The sequence below is a fragment of the Brevundimonas sp. AVps5 genome, assembly GCF_058681515.1.
Map to the genome: position 1 here is coordinate 518644 of NZ_CM178740.1, position 26310 is coordinate 544953.

The 26310-nt window shown below is 68.0% G+C and carries 27 protein-coding genes; 21 read left to right on the forward strand and 6 right to left on the reverse strand.

Features of this window, described 5'->3' with window-relative positions; translation table 11 throughout:
* Window positions 1-7 precede the first annotated feature (7 nt).
* The 4 genes from ACW18A_RS02570 to ACW18A_RS02585 all read right to left on the reverse strand — a co-directional run bounded on the left by ACW18A_RS02570 (window position 8) and on the right by ACW18A_RS02585 (window position 4984).
* Complete coding sequence (locus ACW18A_RS02570) at window positions 8-769, reverse strand: ABC transporter permease (RefSeq protein ID WP_492023256.1); 762 nt, start codon at window positions 767-769, stop codon at window positions 8-10.
* Window positions 766-1527 carry an ABC transporter ATP-binding protein gene (locus ACW18A_RS02575; protein WP_492023257.1) on the reverse strand — a complete coding sequence of 254 codons (762 nt, stop codon included), beginning with the start codon at window positions 1525-1527 and terminating at the stop codon, window positions 766-768. The genes ACW18A_RS02570 and ACW18A_RS02575 overlap by 4 nt, the downstream gene beginning before the upstream one ends.
* A complete protein-coding gene (locus tag ACW18A_RS02580; RefSeq protein WP_492023258.1) occupies window positions 1520-2554 on the reverse strand; it encodes an ABC transporter substrate-binding protein in 1035 nt (344 codons plus the stop codon). Before ACW18A_RS02580 ends, ACW18A_RS02575 begins: the two co-directional genes overlap by 8 nt.
* Before the next feature lie 609 nt (window positions 2555-3163).
* Window positions 3164-4984 (reverse strand): ABC-F family ATP-binding cassette domain-containing protein, encoded by a 1821-nt coding sequence (locus tag ACW18A_RS02585; protein ID WP_492023259.1) that lies wholly within the window; start codon window positions 4982-4984, stop codon window positions 3164-3166.
* Window positions 4985-5084: 100 nt separating this feature from the next.
* On the opposite strand from ACW18A_RS02585, the gene ACW18A_RS02590 reads away from it, so the two are divergent.
* The 6 genes from ACW18A_RS02590 (at window position 5085) to ACW18A_RS02615 (ending at window position 11840) form a co-directional block, all read left to right on the forward strand.
* Entirely contained in the window at window positions 5085-5504 is a 420-nt protein-coding gene (locus ACW18A_RS02590; protein WP_492024320.1) for a YcgN family cysteine cluster protein, read from the forward strand.
* A gap of 65 nt (window positions 5505-5569) precedes the next feature.
* The gene (locus tag ACW18A_RS02595; protein WP_492023260.1) at window positions 5570-8737 is read left to right on the forward strand and encodes a PAS domain S-box protein; all 3168 of its coding nucleotides are present in this window, start codon (window positions 5570-5572) and stop codon (window positions 8735-8737) included.
* A gap of 377 nt (window positions 8738-9114) precedes the next feature.
* Window positions 9115-10263 (forward strand): phage portal protein, encoded by a 1149-nt coding sequence (locus ACW18A_RS02600; protein ID WP_492023261.1) that lies wholly within the window; start codon window positions 9115-9117, stop codon window positions 10261-10263.
* Window positions 10263-10487, forward strand: coding sequence for a hypothetical protein (locus ACW18A_RS02605; protein ID WP_492023262.1), 225 nt, complete (start codon window positions 10263-10265; stop codon window positions 10485-10487). Before ACW18A_RS02600 ends, ACW18A_RS02605 begins: the two co-directional genes overlap by 1 nt.
* Window positions 10487-10957 (forward strand): HK97 family phage prohead protease, encoded by a 471-nt coding sequence (locus ACW18A_RS02610; protein WP_492023263.1) that lies wholly within the window; start codon window positions 10487-10489, stop codon window positions 10955-10957. Before ACW18A_RS02605 ends, ACW18A_RS02610 begins: the two co-directional genes overlap by 1 nt.
* 31 nt (window positions 10958-10988) lie before the next feature.
* Complete coding sequence (locus tag ACW18A_RS02615; RefSeq protein WP_492023264.1) at window positions 10989-11840, forward strand: FecR family protein; 852 nt, start codon at window positions 10989-10991, stop codon at window positions 11838-11840.
* A 46-nt stretch (window positions 11841-11886) separates the two neighbouring features.
* Here the strand turns inward: ACW18A_RS02615 and ACW18A_RS02620 are convergent, their stop codons facing one another.
* Window positions 11887-12432, reverse strand: coding sequence for a hypothetical protein (locus tag ACW18A_RS02620; RefSeq protein WP_492023265.1), 546 nt, complete (start codon window positions 12430-12432; stop codon window positions 11887-11889).
* Between the two features lie 137 nt (window positions 12433-12569).
* Here ACW18A_RS02620 and ACW18A_RS02625 point away from each other — a divergent pair, with 137 nt between their 5' ends.
* The 8 genes from ACW18A_RS02625 to ACW18A_RS02660 all read left to right on the forward strand — a co-directional run bounded on the left by ACW18A_RS02625 (window position 12570) and on the right by ACW18A_RS02660 (window position 16413).
* Complete coding sequence (locus ACW18A_RS02625) at window positions 12570-13796, forward strand: phage major capsid protein (protein ID WP_492023266.1); 1227 nt, start codon at window positions 12570-12572, stop codon at window positions 13794-13796.
* 214 nt (window positions 13797-14010) lie between these two features.
* A complete protein-coding gene (locus tag ACW18A_RS02630; RefSeq protein WP_492023267.1) occupies window positions 14011-14277 on the forward strand; it encodes a head-tail connector protein in 267 nt (88 codons plus the stop codon).
* Window positions 14274-14576, forward strand: coding sequence for a head-tail adaptor protein (locus tag ACW18A_RS02635; protein WP_492023268.1), 303 nt, complete (start codon window positions 14274-14276; stop codon window positions 14574-14576). Before ACW18A_RS02630 ends, ACW18A_RS02635 begins: the two co-directional genes overlap by 4 nt.
* Entirely contained in the window at window positions 14573-14980 is a 408-nt protein-coding gene (locus ACW18A_RS02640; RefSeq protein ID WP_492023269.1) for a DUF3168 domain-containing protein, read from the forward strand. Before ACW18A_RS02635 ends, ACW18A_RS02640 begins: the two co-directional genes overlap by 4 nt.
* Before the next feature lie 12 nt (window positions 14981-14992).
* Complete coding sequence (locus ACW18A_RS02645; protein WP_492023270.1) at window positions 14993-15403, forward strand: phage major tail protein, TP901-1 family; 411 nt, start codon at window positions 14993-14995, stop codon at window positions 15401-15403.
* Window positions 15400-15699: a GTA-gp10 family protein gene (locus tag ACW18A_RS02650; RefSeq protein ID WP_492023271.1), complete on the forward strand. Its 300-nt coding sequence runs from the start codon at window positions 15400-15402 to the stop codon at window positions 15697-15699. Before ACW18A_RS02645 ends, ACW18A_RS02650 begins: the two co-directional genes overlap by 4 nt.
* A gap of 19 nt (window positions 15700-15718) precedes the next feature.
* Window positions 15719-15883: a phage tail assembly chaperone gene (locus ACW18A_RS02655; RefSeq protein ID WP_492023272.1), complete on the forward strand. Its 165-nt coding sequence runs from the start codon at window positions 15719-15721 to the stop codon at window positions 15881-15883.
* Window positions 15880-16413 (forward strand): phage tail tape measure protein, encoded by a 534-nt coding sequence (locus tag ACW18A_RS02660; protein WP_492023273.1) that lies wholly within the window; start codon window positions 15880-15882, stop codon window positions 16411-16413. Before ACW18A_RS02655 ends, ACW18A_RS02660 begins: the two co-directional genes overlap by 4 nt.
* A gap of 46 nt (window positions 16414-16459) precedes the next feature.
* Here ACW18A_RS02660 and ACW18A_RS02665 read toward each other — a convergent pair whose 3' ends face one another.
* On the reverse strand, window positions 16460-17146 hold the full coding sequence (locus ACW18A_RS02665) for a DUF805 domain-containing protein (protein ID WP_492023274.1): 687 nt from the start codon (window positions 17144-17146) through the stop codon (window positions 16460-16462).
* Window positions 17147-17308: 162 nt separating this feature from the next.
* On the opposite strand from ACW18A_RS02665, the gene ACW18A_RS02670 reads away from it, so the two are divergent.
* The 7 genes from ACW18A_RS02670 (at window position 17309) to ACW18A_RS02700 (ending at window position 26305) form a co-directional block, all read left to right on the forward strand.
* Window positions 17309-17926: a phage distal tail protein, Rcc01695 family gene (locus ACW18A_RS02670; protein ID WP_492023275.1), complete on the forward strand. Its 618-nt coding sequence runs from the start codon at window positions 17309-17311 to the stop codon at window positions 17924-17926.
* A gap of 1 nt (window position 17927) precedes the next feature.
* Window positions 17928-18572 carry a phage/gene transfer agent baseplate hub protein gene (locus ACW18A_RS02675; protein WP_492023276.1) on the forward strand — a complete coding sequence of 215 codons (645 nt, stop codon included), beginning with the start codon at window positions 17928-17930 and terminating at the stop codon, window positions 18570-18572.
* Window positions 18569-19015, forward strand: a complete 447-nt coding sequence (locus ACW18A_RS02680) for an NlpC/P60 family protein (RefSeq protein WP_492023277.1) — start codon at window positions 18569-18571, stop codon at window positions 19013-19015. The genes ACW18A_RS02675 and ACW18A_RS02680 overlap by 4 nt, the downstream gene beginning before the upstream one ends.
* Window positions 19015-22758, forward strand: a complete 3744-nt coding sequence (locus ACW18A_RS02685) for a baseplate multidomain protein megatron (protein ID WP_492023278.1) — start codon at window positions 19015-19017, stop codon at window positions 22756-22758. Before ACW18A_RS02680 ends, ACW18A_RS02685 begins: the two co-directional genes overlap by 1 nt.
* A gap of 100 nt (window positions 22759-22858) precedes the next feature.
* Window positions 22859-23773, forward strand: coding sequence for a DnaJ C-terminal domain-containing protein (locus ACW18A_RS02690; protein WP_492023279.1), 915 nt, complete (start codon window positions 22859-22861; stop codon window positions 23771-23773).
* On the forward strand, window positions 23773-24936 hold the full coding sequence (locus ACW18A_RS02695) for a phosphoserine transaminase (protein WP_492023280.1): 1164 nt from the start codon (window positions 23773-23775) through the stop codon (window positions 24934-24936). The genes ACW18A_RS02690 and ACW18A_RS02695 overlap by 1 nt, the downstream gene beginning before the upstream one ends.
* A 73-nt stretch (window positions 24937-25009) precedes the next feature.
* Window positions 25010-26305 carry an adenylosuccinate synthase gene (locus tag ACW18A_RS02700; RefSeq protein ID WP_492023281.1) on the forward strand — a complete coding sequence of 432 codons (1296 nt, stop codon included), beginning with the start codon at window positions 25010-25012 and terminating at the stop codon, window positions 26303-26305.
* The last annotated feature ends 5 nt before the right edge of the window (window positions 26306-26310 follow it).

Sequence of the window (26310 nt, forward strand, 5' to 3'; positions counted from 1 at the left end):
AAAGACTTCAGGCCCGATCGCGCAGCAGGCGGCGCTCGATCAGCCGGGTCGCGCCGTTGAGCAGAAGGCCGAGCATGGCGAGGCAGACGAGGGCGGCCAGAAGTTCGGCCGTGCGCAGACGATTGCCCGCCTCGAGCAGACGCCAGGCGAGTCCCTGGGCGGCGCCTGAGCCGGAAACGAACTCGGCCACCACCGCGCCGACCACCGCCTGCCCCGCCGCGACCCGCAGGCCTTCCAGAGCGAAGGGCAGGGCGGAAGGGAGGCGCAGGCGCCAGAGACGTTGCAGGGGCGTGGCGGCGTGCAGGTCAAACAGCCGTTCCAGATCCGGATCGGCGGACTTCAACCCGGTCAGGACGCCGGAAAAGATGGGGAAGAAGGCGATGGCGGCGGCGAGGGCTGTGACGGCTCGATCGGCATGGTCAAGGCCGAACCAGATCAGCACCAGGGGCGCGATGGCGACGACCGGCGTGACCTGAAGGGTCACGGCCAGCGGGGCGACAGCGCGCTCAGCCTGTCGGCTGAGGGAAACGCTGATAGCGAGACCGCCTCCGATCAGGGTCGCCACGATCAGGGCCTTAAGCGCCATCCAGAATGTCTGGAGCGCCGAGCCGGCGAGGATCGGGCCGTTGTCGATCAGGGCACGGGCGACGTGGCTCGGCGGGGGCAGGAAATAGACAGGGACATCCAGCAGTCGACAGGCGGTCTCCCAGACGGCCAGCAGGACGGTGGTCAGGACCAGGGCTGGAAGGGCGTCCAGGAGGCGTCTCACCGCGTGGGCTCCATCGCGAGCGCCAGGGCCTCGGCGACCGTTTCGACGGCCTCGCGGTAGGCAGGCTCGCGGCGCCAGCCATCAGGCCGGGGCAGAGGGCCGGGCATGGGGAGGTCGGCGACAGTCCGGCCGTCGGCGGCCGACAGGACGACCACCCGGCCTGCGAGATAGGCGGCCTCCTCGACGTCGTGGGTGACGAAGACCATGGCCACGGACCGGGCGGCCCAGAGACGGTGCAGGTCCTCGATCAGTCCGCGCCGGGTGATGGAGTCGAGTGCGGCGAAAGGTTCGTCGAGCAGCAGAAGGTCAGGTTCGACCGACAGGGCGCGGGCGAGGGAGACGCGCATGGCCATGCCACCGGAGAGCTGCCGCGGGCGGGCTGTAGTGCGTTCGCCGAGCCCCACGGCGCCGAGGCCGTCGTCGGCGCGGCGGCGTGCTTCTGCGGCGGGGATACCCGACAGCTCCAGCGGCAGGGCGACGTTGGCGCGGGCGTCGGCCCAGGGCATCAGAGTCGGGTTCTGGAAGACGAAGCCAGTGCGACCGGGCTCGCCGGGGCGGATCACAGCGCCGGACGCGGGGCGTTCGAGGCCGGCGAGGAGGCGGAGCGCCGTGGATTTTCCGGCTCCCGAAGCGCCAACGACCGCAACGATCTCGCGCGGACCTACAGTCAGGTCCAGCGGCCCCAGCGAGGCGCGGCCGGGATAGTCGATCCTGACGTTCGAAAGGCCGGCGACTGCCGCCCCGCCTTCGTCAGCCACGGCCGGGCAGGAAGTCGTCGGTGAAGGCGGTACGCCAGCGTAGATCCGCAGGATAGACGCCCGCCTGGGAGGTCACATCGAAGAAGGCCTGCCAACGCTCGGCCGTCATGGCACCGAGGCCGTAAAGAGCGGCGTCGCCGGAATCGACGATGCCGTTCTCGCTGAGTTTGGTCCGGGCCTGGTCCAGGACGTCCTGGGTCATCTCGGGATTGGCCCGTTTGATCAGTGCGTCGGCGGCGGCCGGATCGCCCCGGATGTAGTCGCGCCAGCCTTCGGCCGAGGCGGCGATGAAGCTGCGCAGCGCCCCTGCGTTGTCCCGGGCGAACCCGTCGGGCGACATCACCATGGTGGCGTAGGAGGGATAGCCCTCATCGGCCAGGAGGAAGACGCGGGGCTCGAAACCCGCCGCCTGCTCGATCGTGTATGGCTCGGAAGTCAGATAGCCCTGCTGCACGGCGCGTTCATCCGCGAGGAAGGGGGCCGGGTTGAAGCTGTATTTCCGGACCTGGTCGTCGGTGAAGCCGTATTTGGCCTTCAGCCAGACCCAGAAGGCGGTGATCGAGGCGTCGGCCAACAGGAACGGGCGATCCGCCAGGTCGGCGATACCGGTCAGGGCAGGGTCCGGATGTGCGATCAGAACCTGGGGGTCCTTCTGGAAGAAGGCGGCGACGGCCTTCACCGGCGCACCTTCGGCAACCAGGTTCAGCGGTATGAAGCTGTTGGACCCCATCCCGAGCTCGACGGCACCCGAGGCCAGAAGTTGCGGTACGTTTACGCCTGGGCCGCCCTGTATGATCTGGACGTTCAGGCCGCGACGTTCGTAGGCCCCCGAGGCGAGGGCCTGGTAGAAGCCGCCGTGTTCGGCCTGGGCGCGCCAGTCGGTGGCGAAGCGGATGCGGACCCGGCCCTGATCGTCCACCGGCGCTTCCGAGCTGCCGCAGGATGCCAGACCCATGGCCGAGACGGCGACGCCGCCCGCAAGAACAAGGCGGCGACTGACGACGGAATGAGTCGTGCGACGGTGCATCACGGCAAACTAGGGCCGGAGGGGATGCAAGGGAAGGGAAGCCGGGCCGGAGCCTTTGCGACCGGTCGCCTGCCCGGGAATTGAGCGAGGGGACGTGAACCCGGTCGAGCCGGTATTCACGTCCCCCCACCAAGTCCGGGTTGGGACTTGGCCATTGAGGTTCTGGACCCTGGCGTCAGCGCCGGCGGGCGAACCCGGCGACGGTCGGCTGTATCCTGGCGGCTCTTGGTCCGTGGCGTTTCGTCCGGGCTTTTGACCCTCGCGTCGTCCACCGATCCCGGTCTGGTTCTCCGCGACCCTTCCCGCCGAAGCGGTCTGTGTCGGGAGCCTGGACCCTGCCAGGTCGTTCCGCCGTCGCCCGAAAGCGCCTTTGGACTCCTTGGTCAGAGAGCCGGACCGACCCGCTTGAAACCCCGGTCTCCCCGGGTTTCCGCGCCGCCGTGTCCCTCGGCCCGATCAAGCTCGCTCCAAACGCCGGTTCCGGCAAGGGGTCGATTCGGGCCTTCTGTGCAGGACCGGCCTAGGTGGGGTGTATAAGCCTGTGATCGTCTGTGGGCGGATCGGAATCATGATTAAAGAACAGCGGTTTGTGTTGTCCACAGAATCCGCTCAACCGGCCGCGAGCGCTTCCCGCCTGGCTTCCAGATCCAGCCATTCTTCCTCGGCCGAGTTGAGCTTCTCCTGAGCGGCCTCAAGGGCCTTCATGGTGGAGGCGAAACCGGAGGGGTCGCGGGAGTAAAAGTTGACGTCGTCGAGCCGGGCCTGGTGGGCGGCTATGTCGGCGGGGAGGGTGTGGATCAGGGCGTCGAGATCCTTGAGCCGGTGCTGGTCCTTGAAGGACAGCTTGCCCTTGGCGGCGGGAGGCGGCGGGGGCGCAGCGACGACTGGCGCGGGCTTCGACCCGGCCGGGGCGGCGGTCTGGGGTTTCAGGAAACCGGGGTTCTGGCGGATGAAGTCGGTCCAGCCGCCCGGGGTTTCGACGATGTCGCCCCGGCCATTCATGCCGATGGTCGAGGTTGCGAGACGGTCGACGAAGTCGCGGTCGTGGCTGACCAGGATCAGGGTGCCGTCGTACTGCTCCAGCAACTCCTCAAGCTTGTCGAGCGTGTCCATGTCGAGGTCGTTGGTCGGTTCGTCGAGGACCAGCATATTGGCGGGCTTGGCCAGGGCGATAGCCAGCAGCAGGCGGTTGCGCTCGCCGCCCGACAGGGTCGAGATCGGCTGGCGCAGCTGGGCCTCGGTGAACAGGAAGTCCTTGGCGTAGGCGGCGACGTGCTTGGAGAAGCCGCGCACGATGATCGAGTCGCCTCCGCCGGGCGTCAGGGCGTCCCACAGGGTCATGTCGGACTTCAGGCCGTCGCGCGACTGGTCGAGGTAGACCGTCTCCAGGCTCGCGCCGAGTTTGATCGCGCCCTCGGTGGGCTCCAGCTCGCCCAGCATGATCTTGACCAGGGTGGTTTTGCCGGCACCGTTCGGACCGACGATCGCCAGCCGGTCGCCGCGGAGGATGCGGCTGGTGAAGGGCTTGATCACGACGCGGTCGCCGAAGGATTTGGTGACGCCCTTGAGGTCGGCGACCAGTTTGCCTGAGGTGCCGCCGGAATCGACGCCGAGCAGCATTTCGCGCGGGCGATCCTGGGCCTGTTCGGCCCGTTCGGCGCGCAGGGCGTCGAGCGAGCGGGCGCGGCCCTCGTTGCGGCTGCGGCGGGCGGTGATGGAGCTGTAGAAGGTCGCGGTTTCACGCTCGATCGTCTTGGTCAGCTTCTGGAAGGCGATGGCTTCTTCTTCCATCGTCTTGGCGGCCCATTCGTCAAAGGCGTCGAACCCCTTGTTCAGGGTTCGGACCCGACGGCCTTCCAGCCAGTGGCAGGACTGGGTCACGCGGTTCAGGAAGGCGCGATCGTGGGAGACGATCAGGGCGGCGCATTTGGCGTTGATGATCTCCGTCTCGAGGAGTTCGATCGCGAGGATGTCCATGTGGTTGGTCGGCTCGTCGAGCAGCAGCAGGTCCGGCTCCTCGGCGAAGGCCTTGGCGAGGGCGGCGCGGCGGATTTCGCCGCCGGACAGGCCCTTGGTGGGCTTGTTCGGGTCCATGCCGAAGGTCTCGAGCCAGGCCTCTGCGGTCCAGTGCTCGGCACCGTTCGAGGTGGCATAGTCCAGCAGGGTGTCGCCCGCGATCAGCGGCTCCTGCGGCACATAGGCGAATTTGACCGAGCCCTGGATCGAGCGGGTGCCGCTATCGGGCTCGATCAGACCCATGACGACCTTCATCAAGGTCGATTTGCCGGCACCGTTGCGGCCGACGAGGCACGAGCGGGTGCGCGGCTCGATGGCCAGGTCGACGCCGTCGAACAGGGGGCGGGTTCCGTCCTGCAGACGGACGTCTTTCAGGGCGACGAGAGGGGGTCTCGGAGAAGAGCGGGGAGCCATGGATGCTTTCGGACGCGGAGAGGCGTATGGGGAGCGCGTGGATGTAGAGCGTACGACCCCCGAACCCAAGCCCTTCTGGCAGACGAAGCGGCTGGACCAGATGACACGCGAGGAGTGGGAGAGCCTGTGCGACGGGTGCGGGCTGTGCTGCCTGATCCGATTCGAGGATGAGGATACGGGCGAGGTGTTCCCGACGCGGGTCCACTGCAAACTGTTCGACAGCCAGCTGTGCAGCTGCACCGACTATGCGAACCGAAAGGAGCATGTGCCGGACTGCATCAAGCTGACGCCGTGGAATATCCAGGACCTGGCCTGGATGCCGAAGTCGTGCGGATACCGTCGAATCCATGAGGGACGGGGTCTGGCGGACTGGCACCCCCTGGTGTCGGGCGATCCCGAGACCGTGCATTCGGCCGGAGTCTCGATCCGGGGACAGACGATCTCCGAGGAGGAATTGGCCGAGCCGGAGGACGCCATCGACCACGATGCGTCGGACTGGATCGAGGAGCGGGGCCGATAGCCCCGTTAACCCAACCTTGGAACCTTCTGTAGCAGGGTTCGGTCAGTCGTTCGTCCGGAGGTTTTATGAGCAGCGTTCCAGAGGGATCGGAGACCCTTCCGACGCCGTTTGACCGGTTGACGGCGGTAGCCTGCGCGGCGCTGGACCTGCCGTTCGGCCTGGTGTCTGTGCTCGAGGACGATCAGGCCGTGTTTCGATCCGAAATCGGCACAGGCCAGAGGGCCCTGCCGCGCGAGGTCAGCGTGAGCGCGCGGCTTGCGGCCATGGGGCCGGATGCGACCCTGGTGGTCACCGACGTGCTGGAAGATCCCGAGCTTTGCCGGCATCCCTGGGTGACCGGAGCGCCCCGGATCCGGTCTTTCGTCGGCGCGACGATCTGCGATGCCGCCGGCACCCCGATCGGTGCCATCGCGGCCATGGACATTGTGCCCCGCGACCCGCCGACGCCGTCGCAGATGACCATGTTGCGCCATATCGCGCGCCTGGCCGGTGACCTCTATGATCAGGTCCAGGTCCAGCGGAAGCAAGTCGAGCAGGTGAAGCTGCTGGAGATGGCCGAGGAGATGGCGGGCCTTGGGCGCTGGCATTTCGACCTGGTGACCCGCAAGGTCGACTGGTCCGATGCGGTCTATCGCATTCACGGCCGTGACCGTGAGACTTTCGATCCCAGCTATGCGGACGTCCTGTCGGACTACCATCCCGAGGACCGCGAGATTCTGGCGGCCCATGTCGAACGGGCCATCACCACGGGCGAGGGCTATGACCTCGAACTGCGGCTCGTCAACGCCACCCGGGGGGAACGGCGGGTCATCACCCGCGCGGGCACCGAAATCGGCGAGGACGGCCGGCCGATAGCCCTGTTCGGCGTGTTCCAGGACGTCACCGACATCGTGCGAACCCAGGAAAGACTGGAGCGCAGCGAGGCGCTGTTCCGTGAGATGAGCGAGACGGCGACCGACATCATCACCCGATACGGGCCGGACGGGACGTTCCTGTATCTGTCACCCTCAATCGAAGCGATCATGGGCTACAAGCCCGAAGAGATGCTGGGTCGTCGCTGTGCCGAGTTCGTTCCGCCCGACGAGGTCATCCGCACCGCGGCCATCACGGCCGCCTATGTCAAGGCCGGACCGGGGGCGACCTCTCCCCGGTATGAATACCGGGCGTTCAAGGCCGACGGGACGATCATCTGGCTGGAGGCGGCACCCCGCGCCGTGTGGGACGAAGCCGGCCGCCGCGTGATCGAGTTCCACGACCACGTCCGAGACATAACCGAACGCAAGGCCGCCGAGCGGGCTCAGGCCGAACTGGTCGAGACCCTCGGGATGGCGGAGCAGCTGGCTGGGCTGGGTTGCTGGAAGCTGGATGTCGCCGATGGGAGCGTGACCTGGTCCGACGAGGTCTACCGGATCCACGGCAAGACCCGTTCGACCTTCGATCCCCGCTATGACGACGCGGTCGGCTGCTACCATCCGGATGATCGCCATATGGTCACTGAGGCCTGCGGGCGGGCGATTGAGACCGGCGAGGGCGGCGGGTTCCAGTTGCGACTGATCCGGGAGGACGGCGAGGAGCGGATCGTGATGTCCGAGTTCCGCCCGGCGCGCGGCGAGGATGGGACAACGAGCGCCTTGTTCGGCGTGTTTCAGGACGTCACCGATCAGGTGCTCGCACAGCGCCGCATCGAGGCCAGCGAGGCGCGGTATCGCCTGCTGGCCGACCGGGCCAGCGACATCATCGTGACCTATGGTGTGGACGGCCTTATCCGCTACATCTCGCCCAGCGTGGAGCCGGTGACAGGACGGACGCCGGACAGTCTGATCGGCCAGTTGATCACCAGTCTGATCTGGCACGAGGACATTCCGGTCCTGACCGAGATGTTCAAGGCCTCGGTCCGGAATGGAGCCGATGCGGTGCCGGGCGGGGTGATCTATCGGGCCCAGGGGGTGGACGGGGGCCTGCGCTGGTTCGAGGCCCGTACGACCCTGATCCGCGACGAGAGCGGCCGGGTGGTCGAGTTCCAGGACGTGGTGCGTGATATCCATGACACCAAGCGGCTGGAAGCGGAGCTGATCGCGGCGCGGGACGTGGCCGAGGCGGCGGCGCGGGTGAAGTCCGAGTTCCTGGCCAACATGTCCCACGAGTTGAGGACGCCGCTGACGAGCGTCATCGGCTTCTCCGGCCTGCTGCAGGACAGCCCCGACCTGCCGGAGACCGAGCGGCGCTATGCCGACCGGATCGCGACGGCCAGCGAGGCTCTGCTGAGCGTCATCAACGACATTCTGGACTACTCAAAGCTGGAGGCCGAGGCGGTCAGCCTCGATGCCGCGGCGTTTGACCCGGCAGCGACGGCGCGAGGCGCCGCGGCGATGGTGGAGACACAGTGTCAGGCCAAGGGCGTGACCCTGAAGGTCGAGATCGACGATCTCCCGAGCGGAATCCTGGGAGACCAGGGCCGGTTCCGGCAGGTCACCCTGAATTTCCTGTCCAATGCCGTGAAGTTCACGGACTCGGGCGAGATCCGCCTGGATATGAGCCGCCGCGGCGAGCGACTGAGGGTCGCGGTGACCGACAGCGGCATCGGCATCGCGCCGGAGAAGATCGACGCCCTGTTCGAACGGTTCACCCAGGCGGATGCTTCGACGACGCGGGTCTATGGCGGGACCGGGCTGGGTCTGGCCATCTCGCGCCGGCTGATCGAACTGATGGGCGGGGAGATCGGGGCGGAGAGTCGCCCGGGCGAAGGGTCGACCTTCTGGTTCGAGATTCCGCTTGTCGAGGCCAAGGGTGATGTCGGGGCCGAGACGGGCGACGCCGTCCTGCTGGCACCCGGGACCCGGATCCTGCTGGCGGACGACGCGCCGGCCAACCGTGAGCTGGTGCGGATCATTCTGTCGGGATGGGGCGTCGAGCTGGACACGGTGTGTGACGGAGGCGAGGCGGTCGAGGCTGCGTCCAGCGGCGATTACGATGTAATCCTGATGGACGTGCACATGCCGGTGATGGACGGGATGGACGCGACGCGGGCCATCCGGGCCCTGGGTGGCCCGCGCGCCGCCGTGCCGATCCTGGCCCTGACGGCCAATGTGCAGCCCGACCAGATCGAAGCCTGCGCCGAGGCCGGGATGGATGGGCATGTCGGCAAGCCGATCCAGATCGGCGAGCTGATCGCGGCCATCGCCGGGGCCTCAAGGCCGGTGATCGAGACGGACAGAATTTCGGCGGCGAACTGACTACATCTCGGCGATACCCATCAACGGATCGTCGAAATCGGACTTTAGAATCAACGGTCGGCTCTATTTAGAGCCTTTATGCGCGCCTTGTGACGCTGGTCCCCTATAGTTTGGGCATGGCGGGAAAAGGGGGCGGGACGGGGCGAGGCACCGTCGCCCGATGCGTCCGACGGTGCCGATCTGCCGGGTTTGGCCAGGGCGCTCTGCGTCGGCTCGGCTATGGGCCGCAGATCCCGTCGTCACTGGCGCAACACCCCCATGGTCGCGGGCGAAGGCCGATCAAGATCCATTCCTGACCAACCGGCCAGGACGATCGGCCCATCCCGGTCAACGAACTATCAAAAAATGGGACCGGTCGATCCGGTCAAGGAGAGACCATGCCCCTGTTTCCATGGCGGGCCGGCCGAGCCGCGCCCGAGGCGAAGCACAGCCGCGCGGGGCCCCTGATCGCCCTGACCGGCGCCGGCCGTGCGCGATGGACTCCTCGTGACTACGCAAGCCTGGCGCGGGAGGGATTCAACCGCAATCCGGTGGCTTATCGCTGCGTTCGGATGATCGCCGAGGCGGCGGCGTCGGCACCGCTGATCGTCTTCTGCAGCGGGGTCAGGGACGACGACCACCCGGCAGCCCGGCTGCTGGTCAAGCCCAATCCGGAGCAGTCCGGCGCCGAGTGGCTGGAGGGGGTCTATGGCGCTCTGCAGACGGCGGGGAACGCCTATGTCGAGGCGGTCGGGGATGGAGCGCCGAGCGAGTTGTGGAGCCTGAGACCGGACCGGGTTCAGGTCGCGCCGGGCCGGCAGGGCTGGCCCGAGGCCTATGAATACGCGGTCGGGGGACGCTCGATGCGGATCGTGCGGGAGGCGGACGGCTGGATGCCGGTGATGCATCTGAAGCTGTTTCATCCGACGGACGACCACTACGGCTTTTCACCGCTGGAGGCGGCGGCGTTCGCGATTGATGTGCACAACGCGTCGGGTGCCTGGAACAAGGCGCTGCTGGACAATGCCGCGAGGCCGAGCGGGGCGCTGGTGTTCTCGTCGAAGGACGGAGAACGGCTGACCGAGGCGCAGTTCACGGCGCTGAAGGCCGAACTGGGCGAAGCTCATGCGGGGGCGGCGAATGCCGGCCGGCCGATGGTGCTGGAGGGCGGGCTGGACTGGAAGCCGATGTCGATGAGTCCTGCCGACATGGACTTCATCGCCGGGAAGCATGCCGCGGCGCGCGAGATCGCCCTGGCGTTCGGGGTTCCGCCGCAGCTGCTCGGGATTCCGGGGGAAGCGACCTATGCGAATTATCGCGAGGCCAATGCGGCCTTCTGGCGAGGGACGGTGATTCCCCTGGCGAGGAAGATGGCCGGGGCGCTGAGCGGCTGGCTGGGCGGACGGTTCGAGGACGTCCGGATCGAGCCGGATCTGGACGCCATACCGGCGCTGCAGCCGGAACGGGACGCGCTGTGGGCACGGCTGAACGCCGCAAGTTTCCTGACCGACGAAGAACGTCGGCGGATGGCGGGGGTCGGCGACTGATGGACGATCTCAAGAAGCTGGCGACGGCCATGGCCGCGGCGCTGGCGATCCAGACCATCGGCGGACTGGTGTGGGCCGGCGGGGCTGCGGCGCGGATCGCGACACTGGAAGACCGGGTCGGCGAGCAAAGGCTGGTGGCTGAGCGGCTGGCACGACTGGAGGAACAGGGGCTCACGACGCGGGCGGCTGTCGAGCGGGTCGAGCGAAAGCTGGAGGGCGGGTGATGACGGTGGCCATCGAAGCCGGGCTGGCGATCCAGGGCTATGCCTCGCTCTGGGCCGTGGCGGATCTGAACGGGGATGTCGTCGCGAGGGGCGCGTTCGGCGACAGCCTGAACCGGACCGGGGCGGGCGGGGTGCGGATGCTGCACCAGCACGAGAGCCGGGCCGTGGTCGGTGTCTGGGACGAGATCGTCGAGGATGAGCGCGGTCTGTTCGTCCGGGGCCGGATCGCTGATTGGTCAGCCGAGGCGCGCTACGCCCGGGCGCTGAGCCGGGCGGGGGCGCTTGACGGGCTGTCGATCGGGTTCCGGACGGCGAAGGCGCGCAGGGACGGGCGGCTGAGGGTGCTCAGCGGCGTGGAGCTCTGGGAGGTGTCGCTGGTGACGTTTCCGGCCTTGCCGGGGGCGCGGTTCGGGCCGGTCGCAAAGCGACGAAACAGGGCTTGGGCGGCGGACGAAAGCGGAGCAAAGTGAAGCCGGGCCTTGTGAAGCCGGGGATGAAACGATGATCGCCGCCGTCCTGATTTGCGCCGTCCTTGCCGTCGGGCCTTCCGAATCCGCAACGACCCAAGATCGGGTCGGGACCAACACCGCGGTGGTGCAGACGGTTCGCACGCATGGTGCGGACGAGACGACCTGGCACCCGTCCGTCGTCGGCGGAACTGTTCGCTACCAGGACCAGATCGTCACCGGAGCGGACAGCCGGCTGGAGGTCGCCTTGCGCGACGGGTCGACGCTGACCCTGGGGGCCAACGCCTCGCTGACCGTCGACCGGTTCGTGATCGACATCGGTTCCGACCCGTTGGGGACGGTCTTCGCCCTGGTCCGGGGTGCGTTCCGTTTTGTCTCTGGAGCCCGGGGCGCATCGTCAGAGCGTGTGAGCTTTCGGACGCCGACGGCCGCCATCGGCATTCGCGGCACGATCATCGAAGGGGTGGTCGGGCCCGAGGCTCTGGAGGTTCTGACTGACGACGCCGGCGGGTTCGATCTGAGCGCAGACCCGGAGACCGCCGCTGTCATCGTGCTGGTCGAGGGCGAGATCGAACTGGAGCTGGACGGAAGGCGGGTGACGATCCGGGAGCCGGGGCAGGCCGTGGCCGTCTCCGGGCGACGACTATCGCAGCCCTTCGCCCTGCCTCCAGGAGCCGGCGAGAGATTCGGCACGAGGTTGCCGCCGCGCCCGGGCGGACAGGGCGAAGGCGGACAGGGGCGTGCGGGCGACCGCGCCCAGGGCCAACGTCCCGGGACGGAGCAGAGGCCGGGAGTGCAAAATGACCTTGTTCGCCCCGGTCAATCTGGTCAGCCGGGTTCCGTCGATGCTGGACCTCGGCCTAGCGGAGGACCCAGGCCGCGCTGAAGACGTCCGCGCGGGACCGGTCGGCGGTCGAAACCCGGGTGCCTGTCTAGCGGCGACCCATGCAGTCGATCCACGTCAGGGCACGGGTGACGCCGCCGAGGGCGAACCAGGCGTCGGCGGGGCCGGTCTCGGACTGGTAGGTCCAGCGCATGCCGTTGGAGCGGCGGGCGCCCGAGACGATGGCATCGATCGTGGCGCGGTCCGTGACATGGAACTCGTTGGAGACATTGTCCCGGAGTTCGATCTTGCCGACGAGGTCGATCGGCCGACGACCGAAGAATACGGACATGGGCTGGCCGTCCTCGGTCGAGGACGGGACGACGGAGACCAGGCTGACCTCGTGGGGCGCGCCGGGCGTGGGACGGGCGATGCGCATTTCTTGCGCATAGGCGGTCTGATCGTCGGGAGGCGTGAGGGCCAGGACGGCGGAGCAGTAGCCGTCGGGGCGGCAGGCACCGAGGGTGTTCTGGAAATAGGCGCGGGTCTCGTCGAACCTGGTGTGGGTCGTGGCGCCGCAGCGCTGGGCGGCGGAAGCCGCGCCGGCCGAGGCGACGAGCGCGGTCGCGAGGATCGCAGAACGGATCAGAGACATCGGGGTCGTCCTTCGGGAAGCTTTGCGGTTGGGCAGAGCGGACCATGGGGGCCGGACCCTGTCAATCGAGCGGGACCTGACGGTTCCGGTCGCGGTTCCGGTCGGGTGGACCGCCGGATTTTTCAAGCGGAGACACGATGAAAGAGACCAAACAGGCTTCGGCTTCGCCCGAGGCGCGCGCAGCCATGCATGAGATGATGGCCGCGTTCGAGGCGTTCAAAGGGGCAAACGACGCCCGGCTGAACGAGATCGAGAAGAAGGCCTCGGCCGATACGCTGCTGGAGGAGAAGGTGGCGCGGATCGATCAGGCGGTTGGCGCGGCCCAGGCGCGTCTGGACCGTGCGCTGTCTGAGGCGCGACGGCCGGCGATCGGAGCCGAGCCAGCGGTGGTCGTTTCGGTGCCCGAGGCCAAGGCGGCGTTCGAGGGCTATGTGCGGACCGGGCGCGAGCTGGGGCTGGAGATCAAGGCCGGGCTGTCGTCGGCGTCGAACTCGGGCGGCTATGTGGTGCCGCCGGAGACGGAGCGGGCCATCGAGCGACGCCTGATGGCGACCAGTCCGATGCGCGAGATCGCGACGGTGCGGACGGTGGCCTCGGGCGTGTTCAGGAAGCCGGTGTCGACCGCGGGCATCGCCTCCGGCTGGGTGGCGGAGACGGCAGCGCGGCCGGAGACGGATCCGGCGACTCTGGCCCTTCTGGAGTTCCCGGCGGCCGATCTCTACGCCAATCCGGCGGCGACGCAGAGCCTGCTGGACGATGCGCTGGTCGATCTGGACGAATGGCTGGCCTCGGAGGTCGAGGACGTGTTCGCGGCGCAGGAGACGACGGCTTTCGTGACCGGCGACGGGACGAACAAGCCCAGGGGCTTCCTCGGCTATTCGATCGTGGCGGAGGCGTCTCACGCCTGGGGCGACATCGGCTACGTAGCGTCGGGGGCTGCGGGGGCTTTCGCGGCCTCCAGTCCGGGGGACAGGCTGATCGACCTGATCTATGCCCCCAAGGCCCAGTTCCGGCCGAACGGGCGGTTCGTGATGAACCGCAAGACCGTCTCGGCGGTGCGCAAGTTCAAGGATGCGGACGGCAACTATATCTGGTCGCCGGCGACGCGGCCGGGCGAGACGGCGTCGCTGCTGGGCTATCCTGTGACCGAGATTGAGACCATGCCGGACATCGCGGCGAACAGCGCGGCTATCGCGTTCGGCGATTTCCAGCGGGGCTATCTGATCGTCGACCGCGCGGGCGTACGGGTGCTGAGGGATCCGTATTCGGCCAAGCCCTATGTGCTGTTCTACACGACCAAGCGCGTCGGCGGCGGGGTGCAGAATTTCGACGCCATCAAGGTGATGAAGTTCTCCGTGAGCTGACGTGATTACTCCCTCTCCCCTTGCGGGAGAGGGAGGCCGCGCACGGTCGCGGCAGCGGCCGTTCTGGCGCGGGCGGGTGAGGGGTGACACTCGCGCTCAACCGAGCCGGCAGCGAGACCCCTCACCCTTTCGCGCAAGACCACTCGCGATGCTCGCGGGCGCTCAAGCCTTCTCCTGCAAGGGGAGAGGGGCAATCTGACATCGGAGAATTCCCATGACCGCACCCGTGAGCCTCACGGAGGCGAAGCTGTTCCTGCGCGTCGAGCACGATGCCGAGGACGGGCTGATCCAGACGTTGATCGATGCAGCCCGGGCTCGGGTCGAGAGTGAGGTGGGGCTGGAACTCACATCGGCGTCGGCAGCGCCACTGAGGCTGGCGATCCTGATGCTGGCCTTGCGCGCCTACGAGCGGGGCGAGGTCGAGATGACGATCCGGCCGGTCGAGGCCTGGCTCGCGCCCTATCGGGTGGTTCGGCTGTGAGGGTCCTGGCGGAACTGCTCCAGCCAGTGGAGGCGGAGACGCCCTATGGCGGGCGGTCCGTCAGCTACGAGCCGATCGGGTCGGTCTGGTTGCGGCTGAACGGACGACGACAAGGTGAGCGGACGGAAGCCGGCGTGACCTCGAAGGTCGAGGCCGCCTTAGCGGAGACGCGGGCCGACCCGCGCCTAGTCGAGCGTCGCGTGGTCCGGTTCGGCGGGGCCGACTGGGTCATCGCCGCCATCGACGGCGATCCGGATCGACCCGGACGTGTGACCCTGAACATCGAGAGGACGCGATGAGCGACCATGAGAATGCGCTGCAGAAGGCGCTGATTGCGCACCTGCGGGCCGACGGCGCTCTGCAGTCGTTGCTGGGCGATCCGGCGCGGATCTGGGACGCGGCGCCGAGGGGGGCGGGGTATCCGCATCTGCTCGTCGGCCGATCCGGGAGCCGACCGGTCGAGGCGGACGGATGCGGGGTGGAGCATGCGCTGACCCTGCGCTGCGCATCACGGTTCGAGGGGACGGAAGAAGCCAAGGCGATCTGCGCGGCCGTGCGGGCGGCGTTGCATGAAGCGCCGCTGGAGGCGGACGGGGTCCGCGCTGTGTCGATCCGCGCCACCTTTGCCGACGTGTTCCGCTCCAGCGACCACAGGCGGGTCTGGGGCGTGGTGCGCGTCCGGGCTGTTACCGAAGACATCTGAGGGAGAACGACCATGGCCGCACAGCGCGGAAAAGACATCCTGCTCAAGATCGAGAGCGCGCCAGGCGTGTTCACGACGGTCGCGGGGCTAAGGGCCCGGACCATCTCGCTTAATGCCAAGACGGTGGATGCGACGGACGCCGACAGCGCCGGGCGGTGGCGCGAGCTCCTGGGCGGTGCCGGGGTGAAGTCGGCGGCGGTGTCGGGGCAGGGGATCTTTCGTGATGCGGCGTCAGATGCGCTGATCCGGGAGGCCTTCTTTGACCAGGGGGTGAAGACCTGGCGACTGATCGTGCCGGACTTCGGCGTGCTGGAGGGCCCGTTCCTTTTGGCGGCGCTGGAGTATGCAGGCGATCACGAGGGAGAGGCGACGTTCGCGATCAGCCTGGCCAGCGCCGGGGCCGTGGTGTTCTCGGCCGCATGACCGGGGCGAACGGGGTACGAGGCGAGGCTGTGGCGATGTTGGCGGGTGGGCCGCGAAGGCTCTGTCTGACGCTGGGCGCATTGGCGGAGATCGAGACGGCGCTGGGCGTGTTCGGGATCGCAGGGCTGGCGGAGCGAATGCGGGCGCTGTCGGCGCGAGATCTGATGGCGGTTCTTGCGGCGCTGTTGCGGGGCGGCGGCGAGGAGGCGCTGGCGGGGGAACTGGACCGGGCGGCGATCGATCCGGTCGAGGCGGCGGAAGCCGTAGCGCGGGCGTTCGTTGCTGCGCGTGGATGAGGCGACGCCTTGGGCAACGATGCTCCGGACCGGCGCGGCTCTGGGCGTGCGGCCCGAGGCGTTCTGGCGGCTGTCGTTGGCCGAGTGGCGAATGCTGACGGAAGCCGCGCCGGGCGTTGCGCCGATGGGACGCGGCGACTTCGAGCGGTTGATGGCGGCCTGGCCGGATGGAGACGGGACATGAGCGACGACATTCGACCGGATGCGCTGGACGGCGTGCCGGCGCGGGCGGCGGAGGCCGCGGCGGCGCTGGAGGCGCTGAGGGAGCCGGCGGAACGGGCGGCGGGTGCGATCGAGGAGGCGTTCGGGCGCGCCGGGGCCAGCCTGACGCGGTCGCTGGCCCGGGCGGCGGCGGACGGAGAAGTCAGCCTGGCCGAACTGGCGCGGGCGGTCCTGGGCGCCGTGGGCGCGGGCCTGGGAGGCTCGGGCGGTGGTCTGGGCGCGGCGATCGCGCAGGCGGTGGCGGGTGCCGTTGGCTTTTCCGGTGCGCGGGCAGAGGGCGGACCGGTGCTGGGCGGCGGGGCCTATCTGGTCGGCGAGCGCGGGCCCGAGGTGTTCCGGCCGACGACGGCGGGCGTGATCGAACCGGGTGGAGGCGGCGGGGTGACGGTGAACGTCACGGTCGACGGCGGCGCTCCGGCCCTGCTCAGGTCCGAGGCCCAGATCGTCCAGATGCTGGCCAGAGCCGCCGCGCTGGGTGCGCGACGGCTGTAGACTTTCTTTGTGGGCTATCGCGCGGTCGCGCTACTTGAGCCTGGGGCTATTCGCCCTTGGGATTGGGACCGAAGCGGTTGTCGCCGCGCTGACCGTCGCTCAGGCCGATCCAGAGCAGGAAACCCAGCGTGACCAGACAAATTAACAGGCCGATGCCGAGGGCGGGGCCGATGAGGGCCAAGATGGCAGCCGGATCTTCGTTCTGCAGCGCTTCGCTGTTCATGAAAATAGACAGGCCGACCGTCGAGATGATGCCGATGATCCCGCCGATCGTGACGAGGTAGGGAATGACCGCCAGCCAGCCTGACTGACCCATGTCATGCAGGCGTGTGACCGTGATCGCCAGGTTCGGCCAGATCAGGGCCAGGGAGATCAGGCCGCCGATGATCGGGAGCCAGCCCGCCACGACGCCGACACCGAGGCAGATCAGCCAGCCGATCCAGAAATGCGACCGTCGGGTGCGACCCTGGAACGAGAACAGGACGGTTTTGAAATCGAAGCTGTCGGTCGGGACGCCGGGCGTGGCCGAGGGTGCGCCGGGTCCCGGGGCAGCGGCCAGGAGCATGATGTTGGTCGCCTCTCCGGCCACGGGCACGAAATCGACCCGCAGACCGGCCATGACGGCGGCCGGCGGCGAAACCGCCTCGCGGCCGAAGGTGTAGCGGATGCCGTCGTCGCCCGAGATGAGACCTGCGCCTGAGGCATCGTCGAAGCTGAGAATCTGACCGCGCATTGAACCGGGCTCTCCTGCCGGGCGGCCGAGTGCGGCCGCGTTCGGGAACGAGACTGAACGAGCGGTGCTCGCCCGACAAGTGAAACAGGAGTCATGAATGGCCTTTCATGAGCTGCGTCCCCGCCTTCGCGGGGACGACAGGATCGCAGTCGGGGGAAGCCGATGAGTTTCCACGAAGTGCGTCTGCCCGCGCGGCTGGCGTTCGGATCGACGGGCGGGGTCGAGCGGCGGACCGACGTCGTGACCCTGGCGTCCGGGTTCGAGCGACGCTCGACCCCGTGGGCGATGGGCCGCAGACGCTTTCTGATCGGGGCGAACCTGAGGTCACTGACGGACATGGCCGAGCTGACCGCCTTCTTCGAGGCCAGACGCGGCAGGCTCTACGGGTTCCGGTTTCGGGATTTCGCCGACTATGCGTCGTGCACTCCGGGCGAGACGCCTGCAGCGACCGACCAGGCACTGGGTGCCGGCAACGGGACACGGACTGCCTTCCCCTTGGTGAAAGCCTACGGCGACGTCGTGCGGCCGATCGCCAAACCTGTCGAGGGAACGGTGCGGGTCGAGGTCGGGGGCGTCGAACTGGCGAGCGAAGCGTTTTCCGTCAACTCGACGACGGGAATGGTGACGCTGGACACGCCGCCGGGCGCAGGTTTGGCAGTGACAGCCGGCTTCCTGTTCGACACGCCGGTGCGGTTCGACACGGATCGGCTGGAGGTCACGCTGGAGAGCTTCGGGGCGGGGCAAATGGCGGCGGTTCCGCTGATCGAGCTGCGGGTCTGAGATGCGCGACATTCCTGAGGAAATGGCCGCCCGCATCGAGAGCGGGGCAGCGACGCTTTGCCATGTCTGGATCGTCGAGCGGGCTGACGCGACGCGGCTGGGGTTCACCGATCACGACCGGGACCTCAGCGTCGACGGGGTTCTGTGTCGTGCGGCGAGCGGCTGGTCGCAGGGGGCGGCGGAGACGGCCGAGGGACTCGCGGCCGGGACCATGGCGGTCGGGGGTGTGCTGGATGACGAGCGGATCGTCGAGGCCGATGTCGCGGCAGGTTTGTGGGACCGGGCGACGGTGGCGCTGTTGCGGATGGACTGGGCGCAACCCGACCTGATGGTCTTGCTGGGTCGCGGTCTCCTGAGCCGGATCCGGCGCGAGGGAGAAGGGTTCATTGCGGAGATCGACGGCCCGCTGGCGGCGCTGGAGCGGGTCGTGGGACGGACCTATGGGCGGTCCTGCGACGCGGTGCTGGGCGACGTGCGGTGCGGCGTGAATCCGGACGGACGGACCTGTGACAAGCGTTGGGAGACCTGCGTCAAGACGTTCGGCAACGGCGTCAACTTCCAGGGCTTTCCCGACATTCCGGGCGACGATTTCCTGACCGCCTATCCGGCGACCGGCGGACGACACGACGGCGGGAGCCGGCGGTGAGCGATCGTGTGGCGGCGGCGCGCGGATGGCTGGGCACGCCCTATCGGCATCAGGCGAGCCTGAAGGGCGAAGGAGCGGACTGCCTGGGCCTCATGCGTGGTGTCTGGCGAGAGACGGTGGGCGTGGAGCCCGAAGCGATGCCCGCGTACCAGCCCGACTGGGCCGAGGTGGGCGGGGACGAGACTCTGCTGGACGCAGCGCAGCGCTGGCTGGTCGAGAAGCCGGTTGGAGACATGCAGCCCGGCGACATCCTGCTGTTCCGCATGGCCGAGGGGGCGCCCGTCAAACACTGTTCGATCCTGAGCGATGTCGATGGGCCGGAGCCGCGGATGATCCACGCCTATTGGGGCCGGGCGGTGGTCGAGAGCTGGATGGGGCCGTGGTGGATGCGACGGCTGGCGGCGGTGTTCGCCTGGCCTGGTGAGACGAGCGGAGGCGGTTGATGGCGCAGGTGATCCTGGGCGGTGTCGGCGGACTGATCGGCGGCGGAGCCGGGCGTGCCGCGGGCGCGACACTTGGCGGTCTCGTTGATCGGGAACTGATCGGCGGCTTGATGCCGGCCCGGCAGCGGGGGCCAAGGCTGGAGACGCTGAGACTCCAGTCGACGGCGGAGGGGGCGCCGATGGCCTGCGTCTTTGGCCGGGCGCGCGTGACCGGACAGATGATCTGGGCCGCGCGGTTCCTGGAGCGCCGGAACGAGAGCAGCGGGGGCAAGGGCGGGCCGAGGACGGTGGACTACGCCTATTCCTTGAGCTTTGCGGTGGCGATCTGCGAGGGACCGATCGACGGGATCGGTCGGATCTGGGCGGACGGCAAACTTCTGGACCAGACGGGCGTGGCGATGCGGGTCTATTGCGGCGTGCCGGATCAGATGCCGGACCCGCTGATCGAAGCCGTTGAGGCGTCCCCGGGGACCGGATCCGCGGCGGGATCCGTTGGGGCTCCCGCATATCGAGGCACGGCCTATGTGGTCTTCGAGGACCTGCCGCTCGGGTCGTTCGGAGACCGGGTGCCACAGCTGAGTTTCGAGGTGTTCCGCAGGCCGGGCGGAGAGACTCTGGAGGAGAAGCTGGAAGGGGTGTGCCTGATCCCCGGGGCCGGCGAGTTCGTGCTGGCGGCCGAGCCGGTCATTCGGCGGGAGGGGCTAACGCGGACTGCGGCGGAGAATGTGCACCTGGGTGATGGTCGGACGGACCTGACCGCCTCGCTGGACCAGCTGCAGGCGCAATGCCCGAATCTGAAGCGGGTCAGTCTCGTCGTCGGCTGGTTCGGCGATGACCTGAGAGCTTCTCATTGCCGGGTGAAGCCGGGCGTCGAACGGCGGGACAAGCCGACTGAACCGCTCGTTTGGTCGGTCGCCGGTCTGGGACGAGACGATGCACATCTTGTCAGCGAGGTCGACGGATCGCCCGCCTACGGCGGAACGCCGTCGGACGACTCCGTCAGGCAGGCGGTGGCGGCGCTAAAGACACGGGGGTGGGCGGTGACGCTGTATCCCTTCGTGTTCATGGATGTTGCGGCGGACAACGATCTGCCTGATCCCTACGGGGGCGTTCGGCAGCCGGCCTATCCGTGGCGAGGCCGGATCCTGGGCCGGGACGGCTCCGAGGCGTCGGCGGATGTGGCGGCGATCTTCGGCGGAGACTGGGGCTTGCGTCGGCTGGCGCTGCACTATGCCGGGCTGGCGTCCGAGACGGGTTGCGACGGCCTGTTAATCGGGTCGGAGATGCGCGGGCTGACCTGGACGCGCGACGAGCTCGGTGGATACCCGGCCGTGGCGCAATACAGATCGCTGGCGGCAGACTGCCGGGCGGTAGCCGGGCCAGACCTGGCTCTTTCATACGCAGCGGACTGGTCGGAGTATTCCGGACATAGACCGGGCGACGGGTCCGGCGATGTGATCTTTCATCTGGACCCGCTGTGGGCGGACGAGGCGATCAGCTACGTCGGCATCGACTGGTATCCGCCCGCAGGGGACTGGCGCGACGGGAATGGCGGGATCGACGCCGGGATGTTCAGCGGGTCAGATGATCCTGACTATCTGGCCAGCCAGGTCGCCGGGGGCGAAGGATTCGACTGGTACTACGCCAGCGATGCGGAGCGAGCGGCGCAGACGAGGACGCCGATCATCGACACCGCGCACGGCGAGGGCTGGGTGTTTCGGGCCAAAGACCTGGTCGGCTGGTGGTCGAACCCGCACCATGACCGGCCGGCCGGAGTGAGGAGTGCGACGCCGACGGCCTGGGTTCCAGGGATGAAGCCGATCCGGCTGACCGAGTTTGGGTGCGCCGCGGTGGACCGGGGTGGAAATGCGCCGAACCTGTTCCAGGATTCGAAGTCCTCCGAGAGCTTTCTGCCGCCATTTTCGACGGGAGCGCGGGACGACCGCATGCAGCGAAGGGCGCTTGAGGCGGTGCTGACCCATTTCGAGGTGCCGGAGCACAATCCAACGTCGGCGATCTATGGCGGACCGATGCTGGAGGCGGCCGACGCCTGGTGCTGGGATGCGCGACCCTATCCGGCGTTTCCGGCGCGGGCCGACGTCTGGGTCGATGCCGGAGCATGGGCAGCCGGGCACTGGCTGAACGGGCGGATGACCGGGGAAGCGGGGACGCTTCTGGCCGCGATCCTGAGGCGGGGAGGGGTGAACGATTTCGAGATCGGCCCGGCGTCGGGCGCTGTGTCCGGCTATGTGATCGACCGGCCGATGCGGACGCGCGATGCCCTGGAACCTCTCCTGCAGGCATTCGACATGGCAGCCGCCGAGCGGGGCGGTCGAGTGTCATTGATCGGGGTTGAGAGCGCGGGCGCATTGCTGGTGCTGGAGACCCTGGCACTGACGGACGAGAGCGTGGGCCCGGTGCGGGCCCGGTCGCTGGACGCTGTTCCGGGGATGGCGCGGGTAAGGTTCATCGACGAGGGTGCGGACTACCAGACCGGCGCGACGGTGGTCCGGGGCGAAGGCGAAGGAGGCGGCGTTGACGCCACCCTGCCGGCCGTCTGCGACGCGGGGTTGGCGAAGGCCATGGCGCGACGGCTGTTGAGGGGCGCGGGCGAAGATCGGCTGATGCTTGCCCTCGGTCCGCTGGAAGCGCTGCGGCTCGAGGCCGGAGACACGGTGGTGGTCGAGGGCGAAGCCGGCACCTGGCGGATCGAGCGGATGACGCTGGACGAGACACCGACGGCGGTGCTGGTGCGCCGGGATGCGGTGTCCATTGGGACCGAGCCGGTCGTGTGGCGGCCGGGATCGGGCGTCGAGGCGGCGGCAACGCCGTTTGTGCAGGTTCTTGACCTGCCGCCACTGCCGGGCGCGGAAGCGGACGACCGGCTGATCGCGATCGTGGCGTGCGAGCCGTGGCGGCCGATGATGGTGCATGTCGGGCAGGATGCAGAGACTCTGACGACAAGGGGAACGGTCGGGTCGCCCGGGACAGTCGGACGGCTGACACAGGCCCTGGCCCCGGGCGCCCTGCATCGTTGGGACAATGCGAACACGATGGTGGTGCGACTGGAGGGCACCCCTCCGGCCAGCAGGTCGGAAGGGGCCGTGCTGGACGGTGCCAATCTGGCGGCCGTGGAGACGGCGTCGGGGTGGGAGATCTTGCAGTATCAACAGGCAAGTCTGTCGGGCGACGGCGTCTGGCGGTTGAGCGGGCTCTTGCGGGGGCAGCAGGGGACGGAAGGCGAGATGTCTGCGGGTGCGTCGGAGGGCAGCCTCGTCGTGCTGCTGGATCCCAGGGCAGGGCGGTTTGAGATGGCGACCGGTGAACGGGGACTGGCGCGGATCGTGCGTGTCGGTCCGAGCGGGGAGACACCGGGCGGGGCCAGGTTCGCGGAGACCTCATTCACCCGGCGTGGGCTGCACGCACGGCCGTGGAGTCCGGTCCTGAGCGTGACGCGCGAGGAGGGCGGGCGGCACCTGCAAATGACTCCGAGGGTCCGGATCGGCGACGTCTGGGATCTGGAACCTGCGGATGTCGATCCGCTTCGGTTCCGGGTGCGGGTTCTGGACGGCGTTCTGGAACGGCGGGTGTTCGAGGTAGAGGGGAGGTCATCGCTGTACAGCGTCCATGATCTGGCCGAGGACTTTCCCTTCGGCATTGGGCCGGATGCGCTGATCGCCGTATCGCAGTACGGGCCCGGCTTCGGGTGGGGCGTCGAGGCGCAGGCACCGCTGATCGCCTGAAAAACGTTGCACCGAACACCGCATGCCTTAACTGACGAAGCGAAGGTCGGTCGCGACGCGCGAGCCGGATTCGACGAAGCGTGACGGAGCGGCGAACGGCGTGGCGGGTGATCCCTACAAGGAACTGGGTGTGTCCAGGGGGGCGAGTGCCGCCGATATCAAGGCCGCGTTCCGCAAACTGGCCAAGGAGTTGCACCCGGACAAGAACCGTGGCGACACAGCGACCGAGGAACGTTTCAAGCGCGTCTCGGCGGCGTTCGACCTGCTGAATGACCCGGACAAGAAGTCGAAATACGACTCCGGCCAGATCGATGCCGACGGGCAGGCGCAGTATCGAGGATTCGGCGGGCAGCCCGGCGCAACGAGTGCGGGCGCCGGCGGGTTCGGCTTCAATCATGCCGGCGGTCCCGGCGGTCGTGCCGCGTTCGAGGATCTGGATCTCGACGATATCTTCGGTCGGTTCGGCGGAGGCGGGCGAGGCCGGGCCACGGGTTTTGGTCGCGGGCAGGATGTACGGGCCACGCTGGAGATCAGCCTCGAGGACTCGATCGGCGGGGCCACCCGGCGAATACAGTTTTCGGATGGACGCACCCTCGACGTCACGATCCCGAAGGGTGCGACCAACGGCCAGACCATCCGGTTGCGCGGACAGGGAACACCGGGACGGACCGAGCCGGGAGATGCCTTGATCGAGCTCCGCATTGCGCCCCACCCGGTGTTCAAGGTCGACGGGGCCGATCTGACCATGGATCTGCCGATCTCTGCGCCCGACGCCATCCTTGGCGGGAAGGTGGAGTGCCCGACGCCGGATGGAGCGGTCTCTGTGACTGTCCCCAAGGGGTCGAACTCGGGACAGACTCTCAGGCTGAAGGGGCGCGGCGCCTTCGCCGGCGGGGCGCGGGGCGACCTGAAAGCGCGGCTGGTCGTGACCTTGCCCGAGATTATTGACCCGATCCTTCAGAGGGTCGCCGAGGACTGGCGCGCCAACCGTCCCTACAAGCCCGGACGGGGCTGATGATCTCCAAGCCGAACGTCAAGCCAGCGCGGCCCTGGTTCTCCGCGGGGCCCACGGCCAAGCGGCCGGGCTGGTCGTCGCAGGCCTTGCCGCACGATCTTCTGGGGCGGGGCATCCGCGCGCCGGAGGTGGTCGAACGGTTCGCTTATGGTCTGCAACTGACAAAGGAAGTGCTTGAGGTCCCGCAGGACTGGGTGCTGGCCTATCTGCCCGGGTCGGATACCGGAGCCGTAGAGGCGGCCATGTGGAACATGCTGGGCGAGCGGCCCGTGCAGGTGATGGCCTTCGAGAATTTCGGAAAACAGTGGGTGGTCGACGCCAGGGACCATCTCAAGCTCGACGATCTTGAAATCCTCGAAGCGCCCTGGGGTCAGTTTCCGGACGTGTCGAAAGTCGATCCCGCGAAGGATCTGGTCTTCCCCTGGAACGGCACGACCTCGGGTGTGAGGACGCCGGGCGTTGAGTGGATCGCGGACGACCGGGAAGGGATCGTGATTTGCGATGCCACCTCGGCCGCCTTCGCCATGCCCATGGAGTTCTCGAAGCTGGATGTCGTGACCTTCTCCTTCCAGAAGGCGTTGGGCGGCGAAGCGGGGATCGGGGTGGCGGCGCTGTCGCCGCGTGCTGTGGCCCGTCTGGACAACTACGAGCCTGCGCGCGCCGTGCCCAAGGTGCTGCGTCTGAGGGACAGCAAGGGGTTCGATCGGTCGCTGGCCACCGGCACCATGATCAACACCTTCTCGGTGTGGACGCTGGAGGACTGGATCGACGCCCTGGAGTGGGCGAAGGGCGCGGGCGGGCTGGCGGAGTTGATCCGGCGGACGGATGCGAACGCGGCGGCACTGAACGATTGGGTCGGCCGGACGGGCTGGGTTGAATACCTCGCCGAGGACGCTGCGATCCGATCGACGACCTCGGTGTGCCTGAAGATCGTCGATCCGCGCGTGATGGCGCTGGACGACGCCGCGCGGCAGGGTTTTGTGAAACGGATGAAGACCTTGCTGGAGGCCAAAGAGGCCGCGTTCGACGTCGAGAGCCACCGGAACGCACCGGCCGGCCTGCGAATCTGGTGCGGTTGCACCGTCGAGACCGAGGACGTGGCGGCGGTCGGTCCGTGGCTGGATTGGGCGTTCGAGACTGCGGTCGGTGAACTGCAGGCTTAAATCGTCCCGGTTGGGACGACATCGCGCGATTCCCCCGCTATAGGCTGCGCCCGCATTCAGCGGAGTTATTGCCTTGGCGAACGTAGCGGTGGTCGGAGCCCAGTGGGGCGACGAGGGTAAGGGCAAGATCGTCGACTGGCTGTCGAACCGTGCCGACATCATTGTGCGCTTCCAGGGCGGCCATAACGCCGGCCACACACTGGTCGTGGACGGCAAGGTCTACAAGCTCGCGCTGCTGCCCAGCGGTGTGGTGCAGGGCAAGCCGTCGATCATCGGCAACGGTGTCGTCGTCGATCCCTGGCATCTGGTCGGCGAGATCGCGAAGATCGAGGCTCAGGGCGTCACCATCAATCCCGATATCCTGACCATCGCGGACAACGCCTGTCTGATCCTGCCCATTCATCCGGCGCTGGATGTGGCGCGCGAGGCGGCGGCGAGTGCGCCGGGGGCCAAGATCGGCACCACGGGGCGCGGCATCGGCCCGGCCTATGAGGATAAGGTGGGGCGTCGCGCCATCCGGGTCTGCGACCTGGCCAACGAAGACGACCTGAAGGTCAAGATCGAGCGGCTGAGATCGCACCACGATCCGTTGCGCGCCGGCCTGGGGCTTGAGCCGATCGATCCGCAGGCGCTGCTGGCGCAACTGTTGGAGATTGCGCCGAAGATCCTGCCCTATGTGAAGCCGGCCTGGCGGGTGCTGGATCAGGCGCAAAAGGCCGGTAAGCGGATCCTGTTCGAGGGCGCGCAGGGCGCGTTCCTGGACGTCGATCACGGCACCTATCCCTATGTGACCTCGTCCAACACTGTGGCCGGACAGGCCGCAGCGGGCTCGGGCCTGGGGCCGCGCGGCGTCGGCTATGTCTTGGGCATCGTGAAGGCCTACACCACGCGCGTCGGCGAGGGGCCGTTCGCCTGCGAATTGAACGACGCCGTGGCTGAGCATCTGGCGACCGTGGGGCGCGAGGTGGGTGTGAACACGGGGCGCCCACGTCGCTGCGGCTGGTTCGATGCCGTGCTGGTGCGCCAGTCGGTGGCGATCAACGGCATCGATGGCATCGCACTAACCAAGCTCGACGTGCTGGACGGGCTTCAAACGCTGAAGATCTGCGTCGGTTACAAGGTCGGTGACGAGGTGCTGGACTACCTGCCGTCCAGCCTCAAGGACCAGGCAGCGGCTGAGCCGGTGTTCGAGGAGCTGCCGGGCTGGAGCGAGAGCACCAGCGGCGTCCGCACTTTCAAGGACATCAACGCCAACGCCATCAAATATGTGCGTCGGATCGAGGAACTTATCGGCGCGCCTGTGGCCCTGTTGTCGACGAGCCCTGAGCGGGACGACACAATTTTGATGCGGGATCCGTTCCAGGGCTGAGAAAT